18 protein-coding genes are annotated in these 26,605 nt (G+C 75.7%); 7 read left to right on the top strand and 11 right to left on the bottom strand.

The window, feature by feature from the left end; genetic code table 11:
* Window positions 1-1,130 (top strand): helix-turn-helix domain-containing protein (locus tag AB0O40_RS11835; protein ID WP_365038664.1); only part of this gene is annotated, 1,130 nt, incomplete at its 5' end.
* A 62-nt stretch (window positions 1,131-1,192) separates the two neighbouring features.
* On the opposite strand, the gene AB0O40_RS11830 is transcribed toward AB0O40_RS11835, so the two are convergent.
* The 3 genes from AB0O40_RS11830 to AB0O40_RS11820 all read right to left on the bottom strand — a co-directional run bounded on the left by AB0O40_RS11830 (window position 1,193) and on the right by AB0O40_RS11820 (window position 4,088).
* Window positions 1,193-2,119 (bottom strand): hypothetical protein, encoded by a 927-nt coding sequence (locus tag AB0O40_RS11830; RefSeq protein ID WP_365038661.1) that lies wholly within the window; start codon window positions 2,117-2,119, stop codon window positions 1,193-1,195.
* Window positions 2,120-2,346: 227 nt separating this feature from the next.
* On the bottom strand, window positions 2,347-2,499 hold the full coding sequence (locus AB0O40_RS11825) for a putative Ig domain-containing protein (protein ID WP_365038658.1): 153 nt from the start codon (window positions 2,497-2,499) through the stop codon (window positions 2,347-2,349).
* Window positions 2,496-4,088, bottom strand: a complete 1,593-nt coding sequence (locus AB0O40_RS11820) for a putative Ig domain-containing protein (protein WP_365038655.1) — start codon at window positions 4,086-4,088, stop codon at window positions 2,496-2,498. The genes AB0O40_RS11825 and AB0O40_RS11820 overlap by 4 nt, the downstream gene beginning before the upstream one ends.
* A 186-nt stretch (window positions 4,089-4,274) precedes the next feature.
* Between AB0O40_RS11820 and AB0O40_RS11815 the strand changes: the two genes are divergently transcribed.
* On the top strand, window positions 4,275-7,022 hold the full coding sequence (locus tag AB0O40_RS11815; RefSeq protein WP_365038652.1) for an AAA family ATPase: 2,748 nt from the start codon (window positions 4,275-4,277) through the stop codon (window positions 7,020-7,022).
* Between the two features lie 163 nt (window positions 7,023-7,185).
* Window positions 7,186-8,421 carry an MFS transporter gene (locus AB0O40_RS11810; protein ID WP_365038649.1) on the top strand — a complete coding sequence of 412 codons (1,236 nt, stop codon included), beginning with the start codon at window positions 7,186-7,188 and terminating at the stop codon, window positions 8,419-8,421.
* A gap of 4 nt (window positions 8,422-8,425) precedes the next feature.
* Here AB0O40_RS11810 and AB0O40_RS11805 read toward each other — a convergent pair whose 3' ends face one another.
* The 5 genes from AB0O40_RS11805 to AB0O40_RS11785 form a co-directional block, all read right to left on the bottom strand.
* A complete protein-coding gene (locus tag AB0O40_RS11805; protein ID WP_365038646.1) occupies window positions 8,426-9,139 on the bottom strand; it encodes a flavodoxin family protein in 714 nt (237 codons plus the stop codon).
* 84 nt (window positions 9,140-9,223) lie between these two features.
* Window positions 9,224-11,137, bottom strand: a complete 1,914-nt coding sequence (locus AB0O40_RS11800; RefSeq protein ID WP_365038643.1) for an APC family permease — start codon at window positions 11,135-11,137, stop codon at window positions 9,224-9,226.
* A 50-nt stretch (window positions 11,138-11,187) separates the two neighbouring features.
* The gene (locus AB0O40_RS11795) at window positions 11,188-12,717 is read right to left on the bottom strand and encodes a helix-turn-helix domain-containing protein (protein WP_365038640.1); all 1,530 of its coding nucleotides are present in this window, start codon (window positions 12,715-12,717) and stop codon (window positions 11,188-11,190) included.
* Window positions 12,718-13,037: 320 nt separating this feature from the next.
* Window positions 13,038-13,496, bottom strand: a complete 459-nt coding sequence (locus AB0O40_RS11790) for a (2Fe-2S)-binding protein (protein WP_365038637.1) — start codon at window positions 13,494-13,496, stop codon at window positions 13,038-13,040.
* A gap of 43 nt (window positions 13,497-13,539) precedes the next feature.
* Window positions 13,540-15,747 carry a molybdopterin cofactor-binding domain-containing protein gene (locus tag AB0O40_RS11785; protein WP_365038634.1) on the bottom strand — a complete coding sequence of 736 codons (2,208 nt, stop codon included), beginning with the start codon at window positions 15,745-15,747 and terminating at the stop codon, window positions 13,540-13,542.
* 363 nt (window positions 15,748-16,110) lie between these two features.
* On the opposite strand from AB0O40_RS11785, the gene AB0O40_RS11780 reads away from it, so the two are divergent.
* Together AB0O40_RS11780 and AB0O40_RS11775 are read left to right on the top strand one after the other, a co-directional pair.
* Entirely contained in the window at window positions 16,111-16,362 is a 252-nt protein-coding gene (locus tag AB0O40_RS11780) for an SCO4226 family nickel-binding protein (RefSeq protein ID WP_365038631.1), read from the top strand.
* A gap of 205 nt (window positions 16,363-16,567) precedes the next feature.
* Window positions 16,568-17,995, top strand: a complete 1,428-nt coding sequence (locus AB0O40_RS11775) for a SpoIIE family protein phosphatase (RefSeq protein ID WP_365038628.1) — start codon at window positions 16,568-16,570, stop codon at window positions 17,993-17,995.
* Window positions 17,996-18,145: 150 nt separating this feature from the next.
* On the opposite strand, the gene AB0O40_RS11770 is transcribed toward AB0O40_RS11775, so the two are convergent.
* Window positions 18,146-19,639 (bottom strand): hypothetical protein, encoded by a 1,494-nt coding sequence (locus tag AB0O40_RS11770; RefSeq protein ID WP_365038626.1) that lies wholly within the window; start codon window positions 19,637-19,639, stop codon window positions 18,146-18,148.
* Window positions 19,640-19,871: 232 nt separating this feature from the next.
* Between AB0O40_RS11770 and AB0O40_RS11765 the strand changes: the two genes are divergently transcribed.
* Together AB0O40_RS11765 and kstD are read left to right on the top strand one after the other, a co-directional pair.
* Entirely contained in the window at window positions 19,872-21,005 is a 1,134-nt protein-coding gene (locus AB0O40_RS11765) for an aminoglycoside phosphotransferase family protein (protein ID WP_365038623.1), read from the top strand.
* A gap of 202 nt (window positions 21,006-21,207) precedes the next feature.
* On the top strand, window positions 21,208-22,968 hold the full coding sequence (gene kstD, locus AB0O40_RS11760) for a 3-oxosteroid 1-dehydrogenase (protein ID WP_365038620.1): 1,761 nt from the start codon (window positions 21,208-21,210) through the stop codon (window positions 22,966-22,968).
* A gap of 56 nt (window positions 22,969-23,024) precedes the next feature.
* Here the strand turns inward: kstD and AB0O40_RS11755 are convergent, their stop codons facing one another.
* Window positions 23,025-23,525: a hypothetical protein gene (locus tag AB0O40_RS11755; protein WP_365038617.1), complete on the bottom strand. Its 501-nt coding sequence runs from the start codon at window positions 23,523-23,525 to the stop codon at window positions 23,025-23,027.
* A gap of 69 nt (window positions 23,526-23,594) precedes the next feature.
* The gene (locus AB0O40_RS11750) at window positions 23,595-26,462 is read right to left on the bottom strand and encodes an AAA family ATPase (RefSeq protein ID WP_365038614.1); all 2,868 of its coding nucleotides are present in this window, start codon (window positions 26,460-26,462) and stop codon (window positions 23,595-23,597) included.
* Between the last annotated feature and the right edge of the window lie 143 nt (window positions 26,463-26,605).

Genomic DNA, 26,605 nt, shown 5'->3' with positions numbered 1-26,605 from the left:
CGGCCGGGCTGGCCGACGCCGCCGACCGGCTCGCGGCCCGGACCCTGGCCGAGGACCCCGCGTACGCCGCCCTGCTCGGCCACGACGAACTCCGTGACCGCATCCACGGCAACCTCCGCCAGGCACTGGCCGGTATGACCGCGCTGGCCCGGGGACTGCCGGTCGAGCTCTCCGACGCCGCCACCACCGGGGCGCTGCGCGCCGAACAAGGCCTCCCCTTGGCCTCCTTGCTGGCCAGCTACCGGCGCGGCGGCCGACTGCTGTGGCAGACCCTCACCACGGCGGTCGCCGCGCACGACCCGGCCGCGCTGCCGCGGCTGCTGCCGGGGGCGGCCCTCCTGTGGGACGTGCTGGAACAGATGCAGGACGCGGTCACCGAGGCCTACCGCCGGATCGAGACCGCGCGCTGCGCCCGCGACCAGGAGCGCCGCCACGCGCTGCTGGACGCCCTCCTCGACGGCACGGGCCCCGCGCCCGGACCGGCGTCCGAAGCCGCCGCCCGGCTCGGCCTCCCCGAGCGCGGCCGCTTCGCGGTGGTCGCCCTGGCGGCGGAGGGCGACCGGGGGCGGGCCGTGGTGCCCGCCGACCCGGCGGGTCCACAGGTGCTGTGGCGGATGCGGGCGGGCGGCGACACGGGCGTGGTGCAGCTCGGCACGCACCCGCTGGCGGCCGTACGCGACCTCCTCGCGCCGCTCGGCGCGCGGGCCGGGGTGAGCCCGGTGGTCACCACCCCGGCCGAACTCGCCCACGCCCACTGGCTGGCCGGCCTCGCGCTGCGCACCGCGACCGCCGGGCCGGCGGACCCGGGCCCGGTCCTCCTCGACGACCACCTCCCCGCGGCGCTGGTGGCCGCCCAGCCCGAACTCGCCGGCCGCCTCGCCCGGGTCGTCCTGGGCCCGGTCCTCGCCCTACCGCCCGAGGAGGCCCGCGTCCTGCTGACCACCCTGGAGGCGTGGCTGGCCGCCGGCGGCCGCACCAGCACGGCCGCCGACCGGCTCTTCTGCCACCGCAACACCGTCTCCAACCGCCTCCGGCGGCTGGAATCCCTCACGGCCCGTTCCCTGTCCACCCCGTCCCACGTGGTCGAACTGGCGCTGGCCCGGGCGGCGGTGGGCGTCTGGGGGGTGTAGCGGCCGGGAGCGGCGGCCTCGTGTGCGAGGTCAGGGGGGCGGGCCCGGCCGGCCCCGGCCGGTCACGGCACGTTGACGGTCGTCTCGCAGGCGGTGGCGATGTCGTTGCCCGCCGCGCCGTCGCAGGAGTCTGCGGTGTCGTCGCCGCCGTCCATCAGGTCGTTGCCGCCCTCGGCCGCCGCCACGGGCTGCGCGGCACCGGCCGGCGGGGTGACCGGCGCGGGCTTGCGGGCCGGGCGGGCCGGCGGGGTGCCGGGGGCCTCGTCCCGGCCGTGGGCGACGTGCCCGGAGTTGCTGTCCCCGATGATCGTGTCGTGGCCGGCGCCGCCCATCAGGACGTCGTTGCCGTGGCCGGTGGCGGCGGACTCCGCCGAGGAGTCGCCGGTCATCTGGTCGTCGCCGGGGCCGCCGTCGAGGACGTCGTTGCCCCCGCCGGTGGCGTCGATGCCGCCGCGGCTGTCGCCGACCATGTGGTCGTCGCCGGGGCCGCCCCGGACGATGTCGTTCCCGCCGCCGGTGGCGCTGGCGCCGAAGGCGATGCTGTCGCCGCCCAGCCGGTCGTCGCCCGCGCCGCCGAGGACGATGTCGTTGCCGCCGCCGTCGACGGCCGTCCTGGTGCCGATCAGGTCGCCCCGGACCATGTCCGCCCCGTCGCCGCCGTCGACCTGGTCGTCGCCGAGCCCGCCCGCGAGGCTGTCGTCGCCGCCCAGGCCGCAGATCAGGTCGTCGCCCGCGCCGCCGTCGATGGTGTCGGCCCCGGCCGAACCGATGATCACGTCGTCGCCCGGGGTCCCGGTGAGGGTGCCGGCGCCGGTGAGGGTGGCCGCCCGCCCGAAGCAGGTGGCGGCGTCCTCGGCCCCCACGGCCGGCCCCGCCATCCCGACGGCCACCAGGGCGACCGCGGTCGCGATGCCGAGGGAGGTACGGCGGACCAGCGAGGTACGGGCGGACGGGGGCGTACGACGGGACGAGGGCGAACGGTGCGGCATGGCGGCCTCCGGTATCGGCGGGCCGCCGGTGGCGGCCCTCCCCGCAGCGGGGGTGTCGGGCACGGCGGCCCCGGGCCGCCGCTCGTGCAGCCGGTCCGGGGCCGGTGTGGACCCTAGGGCGGCCCCATTCCGGTTTCAATGTCATTCATGAGGGATGTCGGATCTCAGGCCTTTTGACCCTCTTTCGGCCCCAGCAGGGTCGTGCGGGACCCCCGGGCGGCGGCCGCCTAGAAGTACACGTTCAGGGTGAAGGAGACGCTTGCGCGCTTGCCGCCCGCGTCGGTCACCGTCACCGTCGCCGTGCGGAAGCCCCAGGTGGTCGGCGTGCCGCCGATCACCCCGGTGGTCCGGTCGACGGCCAGCCCGGCGGGCAGGTTCACGGCCAGGCGTAGGGCGCCGTGCCGCCGGTCGCGTGCATCGGCAGGCTCACCGGCCGGCCGACGTACACGGTCCGGTTGCCCGGGTCGTCCAGGACGGGGGTGCCGCCGGTCCCGGTGGTGACGGTCCACGCGAAGGAGACCGAGCCGGCGGCGCCCGTGGCGTCGGTGGCGGTCAGGGTCACCTGGGAGGTGCCCGCCGAGGTCGGGCTGCCCGTCACGGTCCCGCTCGAGGAGTCGACGCCGAGCCCGGCGGGCAGGCCGGTGGCGGACCAGGCGTAGGGCGCGGTGCCGCCCGCGGCGGAGTTCCGGAGCGTGACGGGCGCGCCCAGGACCGTGCTCTGCGCGGCCACCGGAGCGACCGTCACCGTGCCGGGCGCCGGCGGCGCCGAGGTGACCAGCGCGGCGCCGAACCGGGTCAGGGCCTCCTTGACCGGCTGGAAGATGGTGAACTTCTCCCCGCTGCCGGAGGTGCAGGTGGCGCTGCCGCCACCGGAGTGCAGGCCGACGGCCTTGCCACCGGAGGCGGTGACGTACGACCCGCCCGAGTCCCCGCCCGCCGAGCAGGCGCTCGTGTAGGACAGCCCGTCGATCACCACGTTCCCGTAGTCCACGCTCTGGTCGACCTTGGTCACCTCGCCGCAGCGCAGTCCGGTGGTCTGGCCGGAGCGGCACACGGCGGTGCCGACCACCGCGTCCTCGGCGCCGGTGACGGTGATGTCGCCCTGGCCGTACCCCGCCACCGTGGGGGCCAGGTTCCAGCCGGCCTGGTCCACGTCCACGATGCCCATGTCGCCCTCGCGGGCGTTGACGGAGCCGGTGCCGTTGCGGTTCGAGGTGCCCACGCGGCTGCCGTCCTTGCCGTAGGCGGGTTGGTTGCTGTCGTTGGTGCAGTGGCCGGCGGTCAGGAAGGCCTTGGCCCCGCCGGAGCGGGTGACGGAGAAGCCGATGGAGCAGGGGCTCTCGCTCCCCGGTATCCACTTCTCGCCGCCGACCACGTCCGACTGCTGGTACGCCCGGCCGTCGGCCGGGACGGTCTCGACGAGGTCCCCGAAGCGGGCGAGCGCGTGCAGGAAGGCCGCGGTGGCGGGTCCGGCGGCCCGGGCGTCGACCCGGACCTCGACGCGGTCGGCCCGCGCGGCGGGGCCCCAGCCCACCACGCCCGGCACGCCGGCGCCGGCCTGCGCCCCCACGGCCCGCACCGCGGCGCGCAATTGGGCGGCGGAGTACCGGACCCGGTGCGGGACCGCGCCGGCGCGGCGGGCCCGGCCCGCATCGGCGGCGCTGCTCACGGCCGCGTGCAGCCGGCCGTCGGCCGCGTCGAACCACAGTCCGGCGAGCCGGTCGCCGACCGAGCCGCGGACGGCGAGCGCGCTCTGCCGGGCCCGGCCCTCCTGGTCCAGCCGGTCCCGGACCTGACCGGCCGTCAGGCCGAGGTCCCGCTGCATGGCCCGGGAGAGCGCGGCCGTCGGCGCGGACCCCGGCGGCGCCGGGGTGTCGGCGGCCGAGGCGGCGGGGACGGTGCCCAGCCCGGCGAGGGCCAGGACGGCCGCCAGGCCGGCCCAGACGGGGCGGTGGGGAAAGGCGCGCATGAGCGGGTTCCTCTCGTGGGGGGGGAGGCGGGAAGACCGGGCACGGCCCGCTGGTGCCGGGGGCGCGCTCCGGTGGCCAACAGAGTGGCGCCGGGGCCGGGCCCGATCACCAGGGGAATCCCCTGACTTGGCCCTGCGGCGCACGGGGCGTTGCCTGTGTCCGGCCGCGCGCCTACGGTGCCGGGCGTGACCAGGCCCCCCTTGCTCCCGCCGCCCGACCCGAGCGACGGCCCCGCCCCCGACGACGGCTGGCGGACCGCGGTCCGGCGGGCGGCCGCCGAGCTGGCGGCCGGCGGCCGGTTGGTGGTCACCGGCGCCTGGGGCGCGGGCAAGACGCGGCTGGTGGAGGAGGTCGCCCGGGAGCACGCGGCGGCCGGGCGGCGGGTGCTGCGGATCCGCACCCGGCCGCAGGACGCCGCCCTGGACCTGGCGGGACTGGGTCAACTCCGGTGCGGGCCGGGGGCGCAGGAGGTGTCCGCGACCGGGCGGGAGCTGCTGGGCGACCGGTCCGCGACCGGGCCCGGCACCGCCCTGGCCCTCCGCCTGGGCCTCGTCCGGCTGCTCGGCGAGCGGCCCACCCTGCTCGTCGTGGACGGTGCCCCATGGCTCGACACGGCCTCCCGGGACGTGCTCGGGTACGCCCTGCAGGTCCTGCCGGGCACGGAGCTGGCGGCGGTCGCGACCGAGCGCGGGGTGCGCGGGGAGACGGCCGCCGGCCGGCTGCTGGGCGGCCATCCGGCCCGGCTGGCGGTGCCCGGCCTGTCGGTCACGGAGACCGCGCGGCTGCTCGACGCGGCGGGCCTGCCGGTGCGCTGGGCCGGGCAGGTGCACCGGCGGTGCGGCGGCCACCGCCTCCTGACCGGTGCCTGCCTGGCGGCCCTGGCGGCCGGTCCCCCGCGCGCGGACCGGCACGCCCCGCCGTGGCCCGCCGGGCTGGCCGACCGCGCCGCCGAGTGGCTGGGCGGGCTGCCCGAGGACGTCCGCGCCGCCCTGCTGACCGCCACCCTGGCCACCCGTCCCTCGGCCGCCCTGCTGCGCCGGGCCGGGCATCCGGACGCCGAGGAACTGCTCGAACGGGCAGCGGACGAGGGCGTGCTGGACCGGGCCGCCCTGCCCGGCGTCGTCTTCACCGCCGGGGCGCTGGCCGCCGCGGCGGCCGACGGGACCGGCCGGGCGGACCGGAGCCGGGCGCACCGGCGGCTGGCCGGGGCGGTGGACGACCCGGTGCACCGGGTCCGCCACCTGGCGCTCGCCCACCCCGGCTGCGACCAGGCGTTGGCGGAGGACGCGGAGCAGGCCGCGGCCACCGCCCGGGCCGCCGGTGACCGCGTGCTGGCCGCCGAACTCCTCCTGCTCTCCGCCGAACTCACCGCCGCCGACCGGGCCGCCCACCGGATGCGGCGGCTGGCGGACGCCGCGCGGGCCGCCGCCGCGGCGGGCCTGGCCGACCTCGCCCGGCAGGCGGCCGGGGCGATCGAGGCCGCCCGGGGCACGCCGGAACAGCAGACCGCCGCCCTGCTGGCGGTGATCGACGCACAGGGCCAGGACCTGGCCGGGGTCGACCTCCTGCTGGCCCGCGCCCGGCACCTGGCCGCCGGGCGGCCCGCACTCCTGGCCGCCGTGGAACTGCGCGCGGCGATCACCGCCAACATCGCGGACGGCGACCCGGCGGCGGCCCTCGACCGGGCGCGGGCGGCGGCCGGCCTGGCGGCCGCCGCCGGGGACCCGGTCGGACACGCGGCGGCCCTGACGATGACGGCCCGGATGGAACGCGTCCTGGGCGATCCCGCGGCCGCGGCCGGCACCCTCGCCCGGGCCCTGGCCCTGGACGTGCCCGCGGAGGCCGCCGGGGTGCGCAACAGCGCCCGGTACCTGGCCGCCCGGCACGCGGTGTTCGACGACCGGCTCGCGGAGGCCCGTACCCGCCTGCTGCCGCTGCTCGCACTGGCCGAACGGGCCGGCGACGCCGAGGACATCGTGGACGTGGTGCGCAGCCTCGCCGAGGTCGACGCCCGGGCCGGCGCCTGCGCCCGGGCGCTGCACTGGGCCGAGCGGGCGCTGGCCCTGACCGCGGAGGCGGGGCTGTCACCGGGGCCGGCCTGGTACACCGCCGCCCTGGCCCAGGCGGCGGGCGGGTCGCTGGTCCGGGCCGAGGAGTACGCGTCCCAGGGCGTGCGCGCCTCCCGCGAGGAGCACGACGGGCTCTACACGGCCCGCAACCTCTGGGTGCTGGCCACGGTACGGCTGCACACGGGACGGCCGGCCGAGGCGGCGGCCCGGCTGCACGAGGTCGCGGCCCTGGACGCCGAGCAGCGGGCCGCCGATCCCACCATGCTGCGCTGGGGGCCCGACGCCGTCGAGGCGCTGGCGACCGCGGGCCGGCCCGCCGAGGCGCGCGCCCTGCTGGCGGCGCTGCGGGCGCAGGGGCCGGCCTGGGCCGGGCGTCCGGCCATGGCCGCGGCCCTGCTCCGGGGCGAGGCGCACTGCGTGCTGCGGGACGGTTCCCCGGCGGAGGCCGGCCGGCTGCTGGCCGCCGCCGTCGAGGGGTTCCGGGCCGCCGCGCTGCCGTTGGAGGAGGGCCGGACGCTCCTCGCGGTCGGGCGGCTGGAGCGGGCCCGCCGCCGGCAGGCGGCCGCCCGGACGGCCTGGGAGGGGGGCCGGACGCTCTTCGCGGCGGCCGGCGCCCGGCCGTGGCTCGGGCTGGCCGACGAGCTGCTGTCCCGGCTGACCGGCCGGGCACCGCTGCCCGGGCCCGGTGACCTGACGGAGCCGGAGCGGCGGCTGGCGGCGCTGGTGAGCGCCGGGGCCACCAACCAGGAGGCGGCGGGCCGCCTCTACGTCTCCGTCAAGACCGTCGAAGGGATGCTGAGCCGCATCTACCGCAAGCTCGGCGTCCGCTCCCGCACCCAGCTGGCCGGCGCCCTCCCCCCGTGACGGCACGGGACCTCGTGACGGCCCGGGACCGCCTCCCCCGGACCGTGCGGCGGCCGCCACGAGATGCGCACCACCCGCCCCGCCACGATCATGAAGGGCACCGCACACCGCGGGCCCGCCGTGGCTCGCCCGACGCCCGCGCGGCGGGGCTGGGAGCGTGCCGATGACCGGCGACCACGAGACGGTCCGCGAGCCCGGCGCCGCCCCGGCGCCCGGCCCCGGCGAGGAGCGGCCCTCCGCGGCCGCCTGGCGCAACCTGGTCCTCGCGACCGTCGGCTTCACCCTCACCTTCTGGGCCTGGGACCTGGTCGCGCCGCTGGCCAGCGACTTCGACGAGCGCCTGCACATGACCTCCTTCGCCCAGTCGGTGCTGGTCGCGGTGCCGGTGCTGGTCGGCTCGCTGGGCCGGGTCCCGGTCGGCGCGCTCACCGACCGCTACGGCGCCCGCAGGCTCTTCCCCCTGGTCAGCGCCTTGACGATCGTGCCGGTGCTGCTGCTGATCCCCGCCAAGGGCTCGTACGGCGCGCTGCTCGCGGTGGGCTTCGTCCTCGGCCTGGGCGGCACCACCTTCGCCATCGGCGTCCCGCTGGTCAACGGCTGGTTCCCGCCCCGGCACCGGGGCGCGGCGCTCGGCATCTTCGGCATGGGCATGGGCGGCGTCGCCCTTTCGGGCTACGTCACGCCAAGGCTCTACCACCGCTCCGAGAACCTGCCGTTCCTGGCGCTCGCCGCGGCCCTGGCCGTGTACGCGGTGGTGGCCGCCGTCCTGCTGACCGACCGGCCCGGGCGGCCGGTGCCGAGCACCCCGCTCACCGCCCGGCTGGCGGCGGCGGGGCGGCTCCGGGTCACCTGGGAACTGTCGGCGCTGTACGCGATCGGCTTCGGCGGCATCGTCGCCTTCGGCGTGTACCTGCCCACGTACCTGAAGACCTGGTACGGCCTCAGCCCCACCGACGCGGGCACCAGGGCGGCCGGGTTCGCCCTGGTGACGGTGGTCTTCCGGCCGATCGGCGGCTGGCTGGCCGACCGGGTGCACCCGGCCGTGGTGACCGCCTGGTCGCTGGGCGCGGTGGCCCTGCTGGCGATCGTCCAGGCCTTCGACCCCGGGCTGGTGCCCACCGCGACGGTCTGCCTGCTGCTGATGGCCGCCGGCCTCGGGGCCGCCAGCGGCGCGGTCTTCGCCCTGGTGGCGCGGGTGACCCCGCAGCCGCAGGTGGGCAGCGTCACCGGCATCGTGGGCGCGGTGGGCGGCCTCGGCGGCTTCGTGCCGCCGCTGGTCATGGGCGCGGTGTACAGCGCCAAGGACTCCTACTCGATCGGCTTCATGCTCCTCTCCGACCTCGCCCTGGCCGGCTGCGTCTACGCGTACGGCCGGATGCGCACCGCGGGCGACCCGTGACCGCTCAGCGGTAGTCGGGGTTCGCGGCGTCCAGGCGGCAGCCGGCGTCCCATTCGGAGCGCTGGTTGCCGTGGGCCGGGAAGCCGCCGGACCGCTTGAGCAGCGCCGCCACGTGCATGAGGTTCCAGGTCATGAAGGTGGTGTTGCGGTTGGTGAAGTCGTTCTCCGGACCGCCGGAGCCCGGGTCCAGGTACGAGGGTCCCGGGCCCGCGGGTCCCACCCAGCCGGCGTCGGCCTGGGGCGGGACGGTGTAGCCCAGGTGCTGGAGGCTGTAGAGGACGTTCATCGCGCAGTGCTTGACCCCGTCCTCGTTGCCGGTGATCAGGCAGCCGCCGGCGCGGCCGTAGTAGGCGTACTGGCCCTGGTCGTTGAGCAGTCCCGAGCAGCTGTACAGCCGCTCGATGACCCGCTTCATCACGGAGCTGTTGTCCCCCAGCCAGATGGGCCCGCACAGCACGAGGATGTCCGCGTCCATCACCTGCGAGTACAGCACCGGCCAGTGGTCCGAGGCGGCGCCGTGGTCGGTCATGTCCGGGTAGACGCCGGGGGCGAGGTCGAGGTCGACGGCCCGCACCACCTCGGTGGCCACCCCCCTCGACTCCATGACGGCCCGGCTCTTGTCGATGAGGCCCTGGGTGTTGCTGACCTCGGGGGCGGGCTTGAGGGTGCAGTTGACGAAGAGGGCGCGCAGGTCGTCGAAGCGGTAGGGGTCGGTCATGCGGGGCTCCTTCTCTGGTGCGTCACCCCCGTGCGGGGGCTGTCGGTCGTCGGCCTGACGGGGCCGGGAGGCCGCCCGGGCTGCCTACCCCCGCGCCGACTCCAGCAGGTACGGCACGTCGATCACCGCCACCCCGGGCGTGAAGAGCAGCCTCGCCTTCAGGCGGAAGGCGTTCTGGTTGTGGAGGGGCTGTTCCCACCAGTGGCCGACGATGTACTCCGGGATGACCACCGACACCACCGCGCCGGGGTCCTCGGCGGCCATGGACTGGACGTGGTCGACGATCGGGGAGACGACCTCGCGGTACGGCGAGTGGAGGATCTTCAGGGGCAGGCCGAGGTCGTGGGCCTCCCAGGCCTCGCGCAGGCGGACGGCGTCCTCGTCGGCGGCGGCGGTGAGGGCGGTCAGGCTGGTGGGGCGCAGGCCCTGGGCGTAGCCGAGGGCCTTGAGGGTGGGCGCGTGCACGGACGCGACCAGGACGACGACGTGGTGCCGGGCCGGCATCCGCGGTTGCGCCTCCGGGGCCACCGCCACCTGCCGGGCGACCTGGTCGTAGTGCCGGCGGACGCCCTTCATGCCCAGGAAGAGCAGCGGCATGGCGATGACGACCAGCCAGGCGCCGTGGGTGAACTTGGTGATGAGGACGATGACCAGGACCAGCGCGGTGAGCACGGCGCCGATCGCGTTGATGGCCCGCCGCCGGTGGATGTGGATCCGCTCGCCCGCGGGCGTCGCGGGCGAGGCCAGCTCCTTGCCCCAGTGCCGGACCATGCCCGCCTGGGAGAGGGTGAAGGAGACGAAGACGCCGAGGATGTAGAGCTGGATGAGCCGGGTCAGCTCGGCGTCGAAGGCGATGATCAGGCCGATGGCGGCCAGGGCCAGCAGCACCACGCCGTTGGAGTACACCAGCCGGTCGCCCCGGTTGTAGAGCTGCCGGGGGGCGTACTTGTCCTTGGCGAGGATGGAGGCGAGCATCGGGAAGCCGTTGAAGGCGGTGTTGGCGGCGAGGACCAGCACGCCCGCGGTGACCGCCTGGAGCAGGTAGAAGAGGAAGTGCCAGGAGCCGAAGGTGGCCCGGCCGATCTGGGCGAGGGCGGTCGAGGTGGCGGTGTCCGGCGGCAGTCCGAGGTCGGTGGGGCTGGCCGCCACGTGCACTTTGTACACCAGCGCGAGGACCGTGATGCCCATGAACATGGTGACCGACAGCAGGCCCATCATGGCCAGCGTGTTGGCGGCGTTGCGGCTCTTGGGCTTCTGGAAGGCCGGTACGCCGTTGCTGATCGCCTCGACGCCGGTCAGGGCCGTACAGCCGGAGGCGAAGGCGCGCATGGCCAGCAGGACCAGGGCGAGACCGGCGTAGCTGCCGTGGGCGTGGATGGGCAGGTCGGCGGATTCGGCGCGGATGGTGGTGCCGGTGGCCATCCGCACCGCCGCCACGGCGAACATCACGTAGATCACCAGGACGAAGCCGTAGGTGGGGACGGCGAAGACCCGCCCCGACTCGCGCACCCCGCGCAGGTTCATGACGGTGAGCAGCACCACGAACGCCACCGACAGCAGGACTTCGTGGTCCGCGAGGGAGGGCACCGCGGAGGTGATGGCCGAGACGCCGGAGACCACCGAGACCGCCACCGTGAGGACGTAGTCGACCAGCAGGGCGCTGGCCGCGGTCAGGGCGGCGGTCTGGCCCAGGTTCTCTGAGCTGACGACGTACGCGCCGCCACCCCCGGGATAGGCGTAGCAGGTCTGCCGGTACGAAGCGACGACGACCACCAGCAGGAAGACGATGGCCGCCGCGGCGTACCAGGTGAGGTGGAGCAGGGTGACCCCGCCGAGGGCGAGGATCAGCAGGATCTCCTCGGTGGCGTAGGCGACGGAGGAGAGCGGGTCGCTGCAGAAGATGGGCAGGGCGAGCCGCTTGGGGAGCAGGGTCTCGCCCAGTCGGGCGGTGTCCAGCGGTTCCCCGACCAGCACCCGCTTCGGATTGATTCGCCTCATTCGGGCATGATCGTGGGAATGTACCGGTTTCACCGACTCTGACACACGGGTCAGCCCAGGGACAGCTCCACGGCCCGGTGGGCCAGCCACAGGTCGTGGCGGGCGCTCGGCGACTGCAGCAGCGAGCGTTCCAGAAGGACCTCCAGCCGGGTCAGCCGCTTGCGGGCGCCGGGTACGGAGATGCCCAGGGCCGCGGCGGTGGGCACGAGTTGGGCGTCGTGGTCCAGCCAGGCGCGCAGCGTCCCGGCCGCCCCCGGCGGGGCGTCCGGCCCGGTCAGCGGGCGCAGGTGGGCGGCCGCCCAGCCGGCCACCCCGGGATCGGCCAGTACCGCGTCCAGGCCCGGGGCGGCCGGCCCGGCCGGCGCGGGGGCGTCGCGCGGGGTCAGCCGCAGGGCCAGCGAGAGGGCCGACTGGTCGCGCAGCGCGGCCAGGTCGAGGCCGAGCAGGGACTCGACCAGCCGCAGCCGGGTGGCCAGCGTGTTGCGGTGGATCTTCAGCAGCCGGGTGGCGTGCGAGGTGAAGTTGATCCAGGCGTGCGCGGTGGCCCGCAGCTCCTGGCCGCCCGGGTCCTGGGCCCGCCGGGGCTGGTGCCCGTGCAGCGGCGCCAGCAGCGCGTGCGCCCAGGCGGCGCCGGCCCGGTGGGCGGCGAGCGCCAGCTCGGGGCCGGCGCCGAAGCGGGCGTACCGGTCGCCGCGGCCGCGGGCCACCGCCAGGGCGTGGAAGGCCTGGGCGTAGGCGGCCGGGCAGTCCCGCAGGTGGACGGTCTCGCTGATGCCGGCGGCGCAGTCGCGGTCCACCCCGACCAGCGCCTCGGCCAGCGGGTCCGGTCCGTCCGGGCCGGTGCTCCCGGCGGGCACCAGCACGATCAGGTGCCGGACGTACACGGGGCAGCGCACGATCCAGGCGCTGCCGCCGGTGAGCTCCGCGCACAGCCGGGTGACGGACTCCCGCTGCCCGGCCATGCACTCGACCACGTACATCCGGAAGGGGTCCGGCAGCGAGGGGGTCAGCGCCTCGGCGATCTGGTGGGCGGTGGACAGCCGCCCGTTCATCAGGAGGTGCAGGACGGCCTCCCGGGAGCGGGACTCGGCCACCGCGGCCCGCTCGTGCCGGCGTTCGGCGTCCTCGGCGTACAGGGCCAGCCCGAGGGGCACGGCCGCGTCGGCCAGCAGACCCGCCGCGCCCGGGTGGTACGGACGCCCGAGGACGGCGGCCAGGGCACGCGCCGGGCCGGGGTCCCGCGAGGCGCCCGCGTCCAGGGCGAAGAGCAGCACGGCGGCCGCCGGGCCGTCGAGCACCGCGGAGCGCACCCCGCGGGCGGCCAGTTCGGCGGCGCCCCGGGCGACCAGCTCGGCGGCCTCGCCCTCGGGGCCCGGCCCGGCGGCCGGAGCGGCGGCGAGCACCGGTCCGCCGGCCCGGACCACCCCGGTCCAGGCGCCCAGCCGCCGGGAGAGCCAGCCCAGCAGGGCGGCGGAACCGCCGGTGGCGGCCAGCCGGTGGGCCTTGAGGACGTCGTCGGGACGGGACCAGGCGCCGGGGGCGCCGGTGGACGGGTACGGAATCGGTGCTCCCTGGATCACTGCGCGTGCGGACCGGCCCGGGTCGATGCCAACCGGTCGGCCGGGTCCGGGAATTGAACCACCGCGACGTGACTGTGCGCTGTGATACCGGTCTCCCCCGGCCACTGGGCGGGACGAACCCTGTGCGGGGCGACGGGCCGATCTAGGTTGTTCCCACCGGTGGGGGCACCTCCCAGCGGTGACCGGGGAAGGACGGCGGGAACGGCTGCGCTCTCGGGCGCACCCGCCGGGCCCCCGAGGTGCGCAGCGGGGCCCCGGCGTCATCAGGGGAGCGCCGGGACCCCGCGCCACCGGGCCGTGGACCGGCCGCGGACGGACCGTCAGGCCAGCCGGGCCGCTGCGCTCTTGATCGCCTCACGGATGCGGAAGTACGTCCCGCAGCGGCAGATGTTGGCGATGGCGTCGATGTCGGCGTCGGTCGGTTCGCTGGTGCGTCGCAGCAAAGCCACCGCCGCCATGATCTGGCCGGGCTGGCAGAAACCGCACTGCGCGACGTCCTGTTCGAGCCAGGCCTCCTGCACCGGGTGCAGCTGCTCGCCGTCCGCCAGGCCCTCGATGGTGGTGACCGACTTCCCGGCGGCGTCCTTCACGGGCACCACGCAGGGCCGGATCTCCGCCCCGTCCAGGTGACTGGTGCAGGCCTTGCAGACGTCCACGCCGCAGCCGTACTTGGGACCCCGCACCCCCAGCAGGTCGCGCAGCGCCCACAGCAGGGGCAGGTCGTCGGGGGCGTCGACGCTGACGCTGCGCCCGTTGACGGTGAAGGAATGCGAGGGCACGGCTGGGACTCCTGGGAACCGGAGGGACAAGGGAGGGCGCGGGCTAGCGCGGGTACGGGGTGAAGTCGATGTCGAAGTCGAGGGGGAAGCTGCGCGGCCGGGTGCCGGTGGCCCGGGCGAAGGCGTTGGCGATCGCCCCGACCGCGGCCGGTACGCCCAGTTCGCCCGCGCCGCCCGGGTCGCCGGTGGCGGGCAGCACGTGCACCTGCACGTCGGTGGGCACGTCGCGCTGGCGGGCGTAGTGGAACTGGCTGTAACTGCCTTCCACCGGGAGCCCCTTGTCGATGTGCAGGCCGGCCCGCAGGGTGGTCGAGACGGCGTCGGTGAGGCCGCCGATCATCTGGGCCTCGAGACCCTTCGGGTTGACCGGGCGGCCGACGTCGACCGCGATCACGGCCTTGGTGACGCGGACGTGCTCGGGGTCGCGGGTGTCGATCTCGACGAGGCAGGCGGTGCGGGACTTGTACTCCTCGTGGAAGGCGATGCCCTGGGCGCAGCCGGGCGGCATGGCCCGGCCCCACCGCCCCTCGGTGGCGGCCTTGTCGAGGACCGCCCGCTGGGCGGCGGACTTCAGGAAGCCGCGCCGGAACTCCACGGGGTCCTTGCCGAGCCGGGCGGCCAGTTCGTCCACCACGATCTCCTCGGCCCCGCGGGTGTTGGCGGAGTAGACCGAGCGCCAGGACCCGGTCGGGATGCCGGTGCGCACCTCGGTGAGGCTCTGGGTGGTCAGGCCGAAGTTGTACGGGGACTTCACGGTGGTGAGGAAGAGCGTCTGGGCGAGGGTGGCGTTGCCGATGCCCAGCGGCAGGCTGGCGGCCGTGGCGGTGATGATCTCGCCCAGGCCGTGCCGGAAGTCGGTCTCCGCGGCGGCGACCTTGTGCTCGAAGCTCAGGACCTCGCCGAGGGCGTAGGTGGCGCGGATCCGGTGGTGGCTGGCGGGCCGCATCCGGCCGTGCCGGGTGTCGTCGATCCGGGTCCACATCAGGCGCACCGGCCGCCGGCAGGCCTGGGAGACCAGGGCCGCCTCCAGGGCCGCGTCGTAGAAGAGCCGCCGGCCGAAGGAGCCGCCGGCCTGGACCACGTGCACGGTCACCTTGGACAGGGGCAGGCCCAGCGCCAGGGCGATGGCCTCGCGGGCCACGATCGGCGACTTGAGCCCGGACCAGATCTCCGCGCGGTCCTCGCGCACGTCGGCCACGGCCGAGTTGGTCTCCATCGGCGCGTGGCTGACGAAGGCGAAGTCGAACTCGGCGTCGAGGTAGGGGGTGAGCAGCGGGGGCAGCAGCGGCGGCGGGGTGGCGGCCCGCAGCTTGGCGCGGATGGTGTCGTCGGAGAGGGCGTCGGCCGGACCCGGCCCCCAGGTGACCCGCAGTGCGGTCTTGGCGTCGATGGCCTGGCCGAAGGTCTCGGCGACCACCGCCACCCCGGTGGGGACGGTGACCACCTCCAGCACGCCGGGCATCGCGAGCACGGCGTCCCGGTTGGTGACGGCGACGACGGTGCCGCCCAGGCTCGGCGGCCGGCGCAGGACGCAGGGCTTGGCGCCGGGTATGTCGAGGTCGAGGGTGTAGCGCTGGCGGCCGGTGACCATGGCGCGGGCGTCGATCCGCCCGGTGGGGGTGCCGACCAGGGCGTGTGCGGACTCCGGCTTGGGGGTGGCGCCGAGGACGGCGAGCCCCGGGGCGGCGGCGGCCACCGCGAGGCTGCCGTAGCCGGCGCTGCGGCCGTCGGGGGCGCGGACGGCGCCGTCGGCGGTGGTGAGGGTGCGGACCGGGACGGACCAGCGCTGGGCGGCGGCGGCCAGCAGCCGGGCCCGGGCGGCAGCCGCGGTGCGGCGGACCGGGTCGTAGAGCGAACGGACGCCGTTGGAGCTGCCGGTGAGCTGGTTGAAGAGCAGTTCGGGGCGGGCGTCGTCCAGTTCGACGCGGACGTCGGCCAGCGGCGCGTCCAGTTCCTCGGCGACCAGCATGGCGACGGCGGTGGTCAGGCCCTGGCCGACCTCCTCGCGGGGCAGGCCCAGGACGATGGCGCCGTCGGTCTCCACGCGCAGGGTCAGCAGGTGCGAGGTGGGCGAGCCGGCCAGGATGAACAGGTCGCCCAGGTCCACCAGATCGGCCGGGGCCGGCAGGGTGGGTACGGCCGCGTGGGCCGGCTGCGGCTCCAGGGCCTCCACGGCGGTCCGGGTGACCAGCGCCAGGGTGGGGGCGGCGATCAACTGCGTGAGAAATGTGCGCCTGCGCTGCCCGTCCATGGCTCCCCTGCCCCGCGGGACCGCCCCTGCGGCCCCTCCCCGGTGTATTACCGGCACGTAGCGTAGCGATCACGGCGGTCGGGCGGAACCCTGGGTTCGCGCCGGGGCGCCCGGGCCGCTCCCGGCCCTCCGCGGCGTTCGGGGGGCCTTTCGGGGGGTCAGGCTAAAGAGTGGTCCCGGTGTTCGCTCACGCGCGCGGTCGCCCCCCGGCGGGGGGGTGCCTTTCGGCCGGTCCTTCCGGTCCTTCCGATCGCGGCCCGCGGCCCGGGCGCCCCGCCGTGCCGCGCGGCCCCGGCGGCGTGAGGATGGAGGGAGCGGGCCGCTCCCGCACCGCTCGGGGACTGCACGAGGAGGCGTACGGCCATGGCCACGTTCATGGATGTCCACCACGACATGAAGGGGATCACGGCGGACCAGCTGCGCGAGGCGCACAAGGCCGACCTGGCGATAGAGGGCGAGGAGGGCGTGCACTTCGAGCGCGCCTGGGCGGACCCGGCCTCGGGCACCGTCTACTGCCTGTCCGAGGCGCCGTCGGCCGAGGCGGTGCAGCGCGTGCACACCCGCACCGGGCACCCGGCCGCCGAGATCCACCCCGTCCCGCTGAGCGTCACCTGACGGACGCCGGAGGACTACGCCCCGGTAGGTTCTGACCGGAAACATTCGCACAAGAATGGGGACAAGCAAGGCCCTGGGCATATGCCGGAAGCACGCCCGTAACGGATGTTGCCAAATCCCTTACAGGCCGTCGCGGCCTGTGCAACAGTCGTGACAGGTCCAACCCGTCAGACTGGTTCGTGCCGCGCCTGTATCGGAGTTCCCCATGCCGTCCCACATCTACGCGGACCGCCCCGCGCAGCCACCCGAGCCGGGGTCGGTGGACGCGCTGATCTCGCAGACCCGACGCCTGCGCGGCGAGGTGGACGCGGTGCGCCGCGACACCGTCGTGGACGACGACGACGCGCGCGGCCGCTGGCAGCGCGCCCTGTGCGACCTGGCGGTGCACCACCTCGACGACCTCGGCGACCACCTGGACCAGCTCAAGCAGGGGCTGCCGCCCGCGCCCGAGGCCCTGGAGGTGCCGCAGCCGGCCCCGGAGCCGGGCCCGGAGGCCCAGCAGAGCCGGGTCGGCAGCGCCGAGTGGAACCTGCTCACCGACGAGGTCAACTGGTCCGACGAGCTGTACCAGATCTTCGGCCGGGCCCCCGAGAGCGGCGCCCTCCCCCTGGACGAGCTGGGCTCCACCCTCTTCGCCGAAGACCAGCCGCTGCTGACCACGATGGTGACCGACTGCCTGGTCGACGGCCGGGCCATAGACGGCGAGTTCCGCATCGTGCGGACCGACGGCTGCGTCCGGACCCTCCACATGCGCGGCGAGCCGGTCCTCGACGCGGACGGCTGCACGGCCTCCATGTGGGCCGTCCTGCGGGACGTCAGCGAACTGCGGCGCAGCGAGCGGGCGGTGCGCGAGAGCCGCGACTCGCTCCAGCGCCAGCGCCAGATCGCACAGACCGAGCACCGGCTCGCGGTCGAGCTCCAGGAGGCCGTCCTGCCGTCCTGGCGCGGCTCGCTGGGCTTCCCCCAGCAGCGCAGCACCGGTGCGCTGGACCTCGCCGCCCACTACCTGCCCTCCGCGACCAGCGCGCTGATCGGCGGGGACTGGTACGACGCGCTCGAACTCCCCGACGGTACCTCGATGCTGACGGTCGGCGACCTCACCGGGCACGGCGTCACCGCCACCTCCGGGATGGCCATGATGCTCGGCGCGCTGCGCGGCATGGCGATGGCCGGGATCGCCCCCGGGCCCCTGATGGGCTGGCTCAACCAGCTCCTTGAGAACTCCGTCCAGCCGGCCCTCGGCAGCGCGCTCTGCTGCCGCTACGACCCGGCCTCGCGCACCCTCTCCTGGGCCCAGGCGGGCCACCCCGCACCGCTGCTGTTCCGCGGCGGCACGGGGCGGGCCCTGCTGCCCCCCGAGGGCGTCCTGCTGGGCGCCACCTCGGGAGCCGTGTACGAGCAGGCAGAGGAGCGGCTGGAGCCGGGCGACGTGCTCGTCCTGCACACCGACGGACTCTCCCCGCGCAGCATCGAGTTCAGCCGCACCGACGGCGTCGAGCGGCTGCTCGCGCTGGCCCCCCGGTTCGCCGGGACCCGCTCGGCGCAGGACGGACTGCGCCTGGTGGTCGAGGAGTTCGGCGAGGGCGACCGCGAGGACGACGCCTGCGTCCTGGTCGCCCGGGTCGGCTCCTGACGGTCCGGATCCGGACCGTCGGCCCGTGGCAAGGGGCCGTGGAAGCAGCAGAGGAACCCGCAGGAGGGGCCGCGCGAGGTGCGCGGCCTTTCTCGTGCGTCGCCCGCGTTCCCGTCGTGCCCGGGCCCCCCGCCCCGCTCAGAGCCCGGCTCAGACCTCCGTGGTGCGGGTCCGGCGGGCCGGGTTCCGCGGCAGGGCCAGCGCGATCTCCTCGCGGAGCGCGTCGATCCGCCCGTACCCCGCGTACTGGCCGGTGAGCCGGTACATCTCGCGCAGCCGGTCCCAGGTCCGGTGCGAGGAGGTCTCGCCGATGGACATCAGCGCGAGCCGGGCGTACCGGTCCGCCTGCTCCGGGTCGTCGGCGATGAAGCAGGCCGAGGCCAGTGAGATGTAGTCGAAGATCTGCGAGCGCTGGTAGCCGGCGCCCCGCAGCCGCAGCGCCTCCTTGGCGTGCCGCTGCGCGATCGGCGCGGCACTCGCGTCGTGGTCCGCCAGGGTCCGGTACGCCAGGGCCTGCATGCCGTGCATGTCCGCCTCGTCGAAGTGCTGCATCCAACTCGGCGGCGGGACGTCGTTCTTGTCCGAGACGAACAGCTCCTCGGCCTCGCCGAGGGTGCGGCGCATCGCCTGGCCGTGGCCCATCGCCGCCTGCGCCCAGGCCTCGACGGTGTGCAGCATGGCGCGGGTCCGCGGCAGGGTCTGCTCGCCCGAGCCGGACTGGGCCAGCTTCATCAGGTCCAGGGCCTCGTGCGGCTTGCCCAGGTGGACCATCTGGCGGGCCGCCCGGGACAGCGCCTCGCCGGCCCTCGGCCGGTCCCCGCCCTCGCGGGCCGCGTGCGCGGCGATGACGAAGTACTTCTGGGCCGTGGGCTCCAGGCCCACGTCGTGGGACATCCACCCGGCGAGCACCGCCAGGTTGGCCGCCACCCCCCACAGCCGGCGCTGGAGGTGGTCCGGGTGCCGGTAGGAGAGCATCCCGCCTACCTCGTTGAGCTGGCCCACCACGGCCTTGCGCTGCAGCCCGCCGCCGCGGGAGGCGTCCCAGGCCCGGAAGACCTCCACGGAACGCTCCAGGGCGTCGATCTCCTGGGAGCCGATCGGGGCCGCCTCGTACCGGTCGAAGGCCGCCGGTTCGGCGTGGCGGGGGTCGTTGAAGCGGGGGGCGTCCATCGACAGAGCCGGTTCCGTGTGCAGCCATTCGCGCATGTGGCCGCTGAGGACGGAGCCGGCAGTGAGCGCGGCGCCCGCGCCCATCAGTCCGCGTCGGTTGAGCATGAGGTCCATTCCCGTGAATTCGGTGAGGACCGCGGCCGTCCGCTCCGGCGCCCAGGGGAGCCCGTCGGGGTTGTCCTTCGCCCCGGCCGGCTGCCGTCTGGTGGTGCGCCCTGGTCTTGCGAACCCGAGGTCCTCGATGGTCACGACACGACCGAGTCGCTCGGTGAACAGGGCGGCCAGCACCGAAGGCACCGGTTCCCGGGGGCTCTCCCCCATGTCGATCCAGCGCCGCACCCGCGAGGTGTCGGTCGCCAGCTGATGGTGGCCCATGGCCGCCGCCTGCCGGTTGACCAGCCTCGCGAGTTCGCCCTTGGACCATCCGGCCAGGCCGAACAGGTCGTTCAGACGGGTGTTGGGTCCTCTGCTCACGTCAAGCCCCCAGGTTCTCGGCTGACTTGACAGTAGCCCCCGGTCAGATGCCGAGCGACTATTCGCCAGGGTTCGCCAGGGTGCGCCAGATGGTACGCAAGCCCCGCGCTGGTGTCAGGTAAGAAGGCGCCTCCCCCACCCGGTCCACCGGGCGGCACTCCCCAGGGTGTTGGACGGTCCGGGGCGGGAGGCGTACGCAACTCGTCGGCGCACGAAGGGATACGTGTCCATCATGTACGCAGCATCGTCCTCCGTGTCCGTCCCGACCCGCCCGCACCGCACCTTCCAGGCGGGCGGCGGCCCCTACCTCGACCCCGGCCGCGGCGGCACCGCGGCCCAGGTCGCCGCTCGGCTGCGGCGGGCGCCCGGGACCGGGCCCCAGCCGGTCAGCGGCAGACTCGACCTGTCGGGGCCGCAGGGCGCCCAGCTGCGCACGGCGCTCGCGTCCGTGCACCGGATCTGTCCGGAGTTCGCTCCGGTCCAGGTGCTGCGGCGCAGCGCCCGGTCCGTGCTGCTGGTGGGCACCACCGGGCGCACGACCGCGGTCGCCAAGGTTTTACTGGACCACTCGCCGGAATGGGCCGAGCGGTACCGGCACGAAATAGCTGCATACCGCGCGTTCGTCCGGCATCGTCCGCCGGTACGGGTGCCGCGTCTGATCGCCGCCGACCCGGAGAACTGCACCCTGGTCGTGGAGCGGATGCCGGGGCGGGTGGCGGCCCTGCAGCGGCATCCGGTGGAGGCCCCGCCGCGCACCGACGTACGGGCCGCGCTGGGGGCGGTGTGCCGGGTCAACCAGTGGCGGCCGCCGGCCGAGCTGTTCGGCCGGCCGCTGGACTACGCGTCCCGGATCACCCGGTACCACGAGCTGGGGCTGCTGACCGACCGCGACCTGGGCGACCTGCAGAAGCTGCTGCACGGGCTGGCCGTGGCGGGGCCGGGCGGCCGGCTGCCGCGCCAGTTCAACCACGGTGACGCGCTGCTGTCGAACCTGCTGCTGTCCCCCACCGGGCCGGTGCTGCTCGACTGGGAGCACGCGGGCTGGTACCTGCCGGGGTACGACCTGGCGACGCTGTGGACGGTCCTGGGCGACGCCCCGACCGCCCGGCGCCAGATCAGCCAGCTCGCGCAGGCCGCCGGACCGCTGTCGCAGGACGCGTTCCTGGTCAACCTGATGCTGGTGCTGACCCGCGAGATCCGGACCTACGAGCTGGCCGTACAGCGCTCGATGCACGGCACCGGACCGGCTCCCGCCGCCCCGGGCGGGATCACCTCCGGCGAGGAGCAGCGGCTGCTGCTGCGCCGGCTGCACGACGACGCGGGGATGGCCCGCCGGGCGGTCCGGGCGGCGGTCGGCACGCGCTGATCCGGCCACCGCGCGGCAGGCGCGGGTTGCACGAGCGAAGTCCCGTGGGGTGTCCTTCCGTCGGACGCCCCACGGGACTTCGTGCGTCCGGGGCCGGGCGGCCGGACGCACGTGCCTTGACATCGCAAGACCCCGCGAGCACCTTTCTGACGCAGCATCAGAGCGACGCGCCGCCACCCCACCCCACTTCGCTGGAGCTGCCATGTCTGCACGTGCTGCACAACCCTCCCGCCGTACCGTGCTCGCCGGTACCGGAGCCGGGGTCCTCGCGGCCGGGCTGCCGGTCGCCGCCGCGCAGGCGGAGGACGCGCCGGTGCTCGGCGAGTACGACGTCGTGGTGGTCGGGTCGGGGGCGGCGGGCATGACCGCCGCGCTCACCGCGGCCAGACGCGGGCTGAGTTGCGTGGTCGTCGAGAAGGCGCCGACCTTCGGCGGGTCGGCGGCCCGCTCCGGCGCCGGCATCTGGCTGCCCAACAACAGCGTGATCCTCGGTGCGGGGGTGCCCGACACCCCGGAGAAGGCCGCGGCCTACCTGTCCGCGGTGGTGGGGCCGGACGTACCGGCGGAGCGGCAGCGGGCCTTCCTGGCGAACGGCCCCCGGATGCTGGACTTCGTCATGGCCAACAGCCCGCTGCGCTTCCGGTACATGGACGGCTACAGCGACTACTACCCGAACCTGCCGGGCGGGATGCCGGGCGGCCGCTCCATCGAGCCGGACCAGTTCGACGGCAATCTGCTCGGCGCCGAACTGGCGCACCTCAACCCGGCGTACATGCCGGTGCCGGCCGGCATGGTGGTGTTCAGCGCGGACTACAAGTGGCTGACGCTCGCCCTGGTCAGCGCCAAGGGGCTGGCGGTGTCCACCGAATGCCTGGCACGCGGCACCAAGGCGGCGCTGCTCGGCCAGAAGCCGCTGACCATGGGCCAGGCACTGGCCGCCGGACTGCGGGCCGGGCTCCTCAACGCCGGGGTGCCGGTGTGGCTGAACACCCCGCTGGTGGACCTGGTCGCGGACGCCTCGGGGGCGGTGCGCGGGGTGGTGGTCGAGCAGGCGGGGGTCCGGTCCGTGGTCAAGGCCCGCAAGGGCGTGGTGGTCGGCTCGGGCGGTTTCGAGCACAACGCCGCGATGCGGGCGCAGTACCAGCAGCAGCCGATCGGCACCGGCTGGACGGTGGGCGCCAAGGAGAACACCGGCGACGGCATCCGGGCCGGCCAGCGCGCCGGGGCGGCGCTGGCGCTGATGGAGGACGCCTGGTGGGGCCCGGCGATCCCGCTGCCCGAGGAGCCGTACTTCTGCCTGGCGGAGCGGACCCTGCCCGGCGGGCTGATGGTCAACGGCGCGGGCGCCCGGTTCGTCAACGAGGCCGCGCCCTACAGCGACGTGGTGCACGTGATGTACGAGAAGGACCGGACCTCCTCGCACATCCCGGCCTGGCTGATCGTCGATCAGAACTACCGCAACAAGTACCTGTTCAAGGACGTGGCGCCGACCTTCGTCTTCCCGGACTCCTGGTACGCCTCGGGCGCGGTGGCCAAGGCCTGGTCCTTCGACGCGCTGGCCGACAAGATCGGGGTGCCGGGCGCGGCGCTGCGCGCCACGGTCAACCGCTTCAACGCCCAGGCCTGGTCGGGCACGGACCCCGACTACCACCGGGGCGACACGGCGTACGACCACTACTACACGGACCCTGCGGTCTGCCCGAACTCCTGCCTGGCCCCGCTGTGGGCGCCGCCGTTCTACGCCTTCAAGATCGTGCCGGGTGACCTGGGCACGAAGGGCGGGATGGTGACGGACGCCCGGGCCCGGGCGCTGCGGCCGGACGGTTCGGTGATCCCGGGGCTGTACGCGGCGGGCAACGCGAGCGCGGCCGTGATGGGGCACAGCTACGCGGGCGCGGGCTCGACGATCGGTCCCGCGATGACCTTCGGGTACATCGCGGCGAGCGACATCGCGGGGGCCTGACCCGGCGGGCGGTCCGGCCGGGGGCGACCCCCGGCCCGGCTGCCCGCGGGCGGGCCTCAGCCCTGCTGGAAGAGCTCCGCCGGCAGCGGCTTGAGCAGTGCGTACAGGTCGTCGGTGATCGGCCGGTCCCAGCTGGCGATGGTCACGAGGACGTTGTCGCTGCGGTCGAACTGGACGCAGGAGATGCGGCTCTCGGAGAGTTTGATCCGGCGCACGATGAGGAGGTTGTCGCCCTGCATGACGGGCATGTCCTCGGTGCCGGTGACCTCCACCTCCTCGTCGTTCTCGAGGGCGGCGAGGAGCTGCGCGACCTCGAAGGGGACCTGCTTGTCGGCGAGCTCCCGGGCGGGCGAGCCCTCCGGCAGGTTGCCGATGATCATCGCGGGGCCCCGGCCGCCGAAGAGGTCGTAGCGGAGGAAGACGCCCTGGCAGCTGCCGTCGGGCGCGGGCAGCAGGCCGGCTCCGAGGTTGCCGGGCCAGTCACCGGGGTCCATGGCCAGGACGTCGAAGTCCGGGCCCGCGGGTGTGGCGGCGCTGCGGCGGCGGAGGAAGGACATGCGGCCCATGGTACGTCCCCACCGGACCCTTTCCCCTCCCCACCCTGCCCCGGCCCGCCCACCGGCCGGTCAGCCGGCGGCCAGCGCCTCCGGGAGCCCGGCGGGGTCGGTGCCGAGCTTGCGGTAGACCACGGACAGCAGCCGGGCCACGCCCGCCTCGTCGGTACCCAGGACGGCCGCGGTGGCCGCGGCCGGTTCGCCCTTGGCGGCCTGCTCGGCGGCGGTCCGCTCGGCCGCGGTGAGCTCCGGGACGGCACGGGCGGCGGGCAGCAGCCGGACCCCCGCGTCGGCGAGCTCGGTACGGGCCAGGGCAGCCAGGCCGTCGGCGCCGCATTCCACGGCCGTGGCCAGCCCCTCGCCCAGCGGCCCGGCGGCCTGCCCGGCCCGGCCGGCCCGGCGCAGCTCCCGGCCGAGCGCGACCTGGGCGCAGGCCAGCTCGTAGCCGGCCGGGGAGGCCGCGAGCAGCCGGACGGCTTCCTCCAGGAGCCGGATCCGCTCGGGGGCGGCCTCGGCGACCTCGGCGGCCATCCGCAGCGCCTGGCCGGTGCCGGAGGCGGTGCCGTACTGGCGGGCCCGGTGCACCGCCCCGGCGGCCAGCTCCGCGGCCCGGGCCGGGTCCCGGCGGGCCACCGCCCGGGCCAGGTGCAGCCGCCAGGGGCACCAGGAGGGGTTGTGGATGCCGCGGGGTTCCAGCCGCCGTCCGACGGCCTCCAGCTCGGCCTCGGCGGCCCGGGTCTCGCCCCGGGCCAGCAGCAGCTCGGCGTACACCGTCTGGGAGTCCGGGAAGACGACCGCGGCGGGGAAGGGGGCCCCGAAGTCGTGGCCGGCGGCCAGCGCCCCGGCCTCCTCGGCCCGGCCCCGGGCGAGCAGGACCTCGACGAGGATGGTCACGGCGTACCACTGCACGGGCGTGCGGGGCCCGACGCGCTCGGCGAGGCGGAGTCCGGCGCGGGCGTACTCCTCGGCGTCCACCAGCCGGCCGCGCCGGTAGCGGATGTAGCCGAGCAGGCTGTACGCGAAGGACAGGTGGGCGCCGCGCCAGCCCTGGCGCTCGAACTCCGCGGTGCCGGCGGCGAACAGCTCCTCGGCCCGGCCGGGCCGGTCGGCGTACATGTACGTCATGGCGGCGAGCACCGGTACCTCGAAGCCGCGGTCGCCGTAGGCCCAGCTGAACTCCTCGCCCAGGGCCCGGCGGGCGTGGCCGAGGGCGGTGCCGGCGGGCTCGCCGCGCAGGGTGGCGTCCCAGGCCCGCAGGCCGATGACGTAGCGCTCGGTGAGGTCCCGGCCGGGCAGCCGGTCGGCGAGCCGGGCCAGCCGCCGGGAGCGGGCGGGCGAGTCGGGTTCGGCCGCGTTGAAGGCGTCCCACATGAACTGCTCGGACTGCAGGCGCAGCCGGGTGCGCGGGTCGCGGGTGCGCCGGATCTCCTCGCCGAGGGCCGAGGAGGCGTCGGCGAGGCGGTCGCTGTGGGCGAGGACCTGTGCCAGCCGGATGACGATGCCCTGCCGCAGGGCGGGCTCGATGTCCGGTTCGGCGAGGGCGGCACGCAGGTGGTTGACGGTGTTGGCGGGCTCGGTGAGGAGGGAGGCGCAGCCCAGTTCGAAGAGGACGGCGGCCCGGTCCTCGAAGCCCGGGGGTTCGCGCAGGGCGCGGGCGAGCTGGCGGCGGGCGGTGTCGGGGGCCCCGGCGCGAAGGTTCTCGGCGGCGGCCTCGCGGAGCTGGGTGACGGTCCAGTCGTCGCCCTCGGGGTGCGTCTCCAGGAGGTGGCGGGCGGCGGTGGCGGCGCCGAGGCCGGCGTCGACCACGGCGACGGCGGCCTGGCCGTGCAGGGCGACCCGGATCGCGTCGGGGATGGCGCGGTAGACGGCGGTGGCGATGAGCGGGTGGACGAATTCGAGGGTGGCGTCCTCGGTGGCGGCGCCGGAGAGGATCCGGGCCTCGCGCAGCCGGCCGGTGGCGTCGGCGGCCTCCTCGGCGCCGAGGCCGGCGACCCGGGCGGCGAGGTCCTGGGGGATACCGATGCCGAGCACGGCGCAGGCCCAGGCGAAGCGGACGGTGGAGCTGCCCAGGCGCTCCAGGCGGGCGAGGAGGGCGCTGCCGCGCTGGGCGGCGGCCAGGTCGCGCAGCAGCGGCGCGCTGGCTCCGACCGGGTCCAGGCCCCGGTCGCAGACCTTGGCGACCAGCTCCACGGCCTCGAAGGGGTTGCCGGCGGTGACGGCCCAGGCCTCGCGGCAGAAGGCGTCGTCGGCCTCGGGGCCGATGCTCTCCCGGACGAGGGCGGCCACGCCTTCGGTGGTGAGCGGGACCAGGCCGAGGGCGCGCAACCCCGAGCGGCCGGGCAGGGCGCGGAACGCGTCGGCGTCCGGCGGGAGTTCTTCGGGCCGGTAGGCGACGACCAGGAGCAGCGGGAGGTGTTCGACGCGGGCGGCGAAGGCCGCGAGCCAGCCGAGGGATTCGGGGTCCGCCCAGTGCGCGTCGTCGAAGACGAGGACGACGGGGGCGCGTTGGACGGCGAGGTGGGTGAGGACCCAGTCGAGGCCGTCGCGCAGGCCCTGCGGGTCGGGGGGCGCGCCGTGGCCGGGGGCGCACAGGCCCAGGGCCGGGCCGACGATCTCGTACCAGCTGCCGAGGGTGGCGCGCACCTGCTCCTCGGTGGCGCCGGCGAGTTGGGGCTGGATGAGCTGGCGGGCGACGTGGAAGGGGACGCCCTGTTCCTGTTCGCCGCCGCGGGCGGCCAGGACGGTGGCGCCCCTGGCGTGGGCGCGGCGCCGGACCTCTGCGAGCAGGGTGGTCTTGCCGAGGCCGGCGGGTGCGGCGAAGGCGAGCAGGGTACCGGCCGGCCCGGGGCCGGTGAGCTGGGCCAGCGCCTCGTCGACGGTGGCCAGTTCGGCTTCGCGTTCGAAGAGCGCCCGGCGGATCCGGTTCACGCGCGGTGTCATCGCAGTACCCCCCACGACGGGTCGTACGCCGCTGCGGCGTCGTACACGCGGGCTTTCGGAGGATCAGCGTACGCGCGAAAACCCGCTGCGTGAGCCTGCTGTCACACAATGATCGACGGAGATTTCCGGGGGCCTTCGGGGGC

Origin of the sequence: Streptomyces sp. NPDC089919 (genome assembly GCF_040684615.1) — a bacterium.
GTDB lineage: Bacteria > Actinomycetota > Actinomycetes > Streptomycetales > Streptomycetaceae > Streptomyces.
Note: the sequence above shows the minus strand (reverse complement) of the source record. Positions and strands in the feature narration are given on the sequence as shown.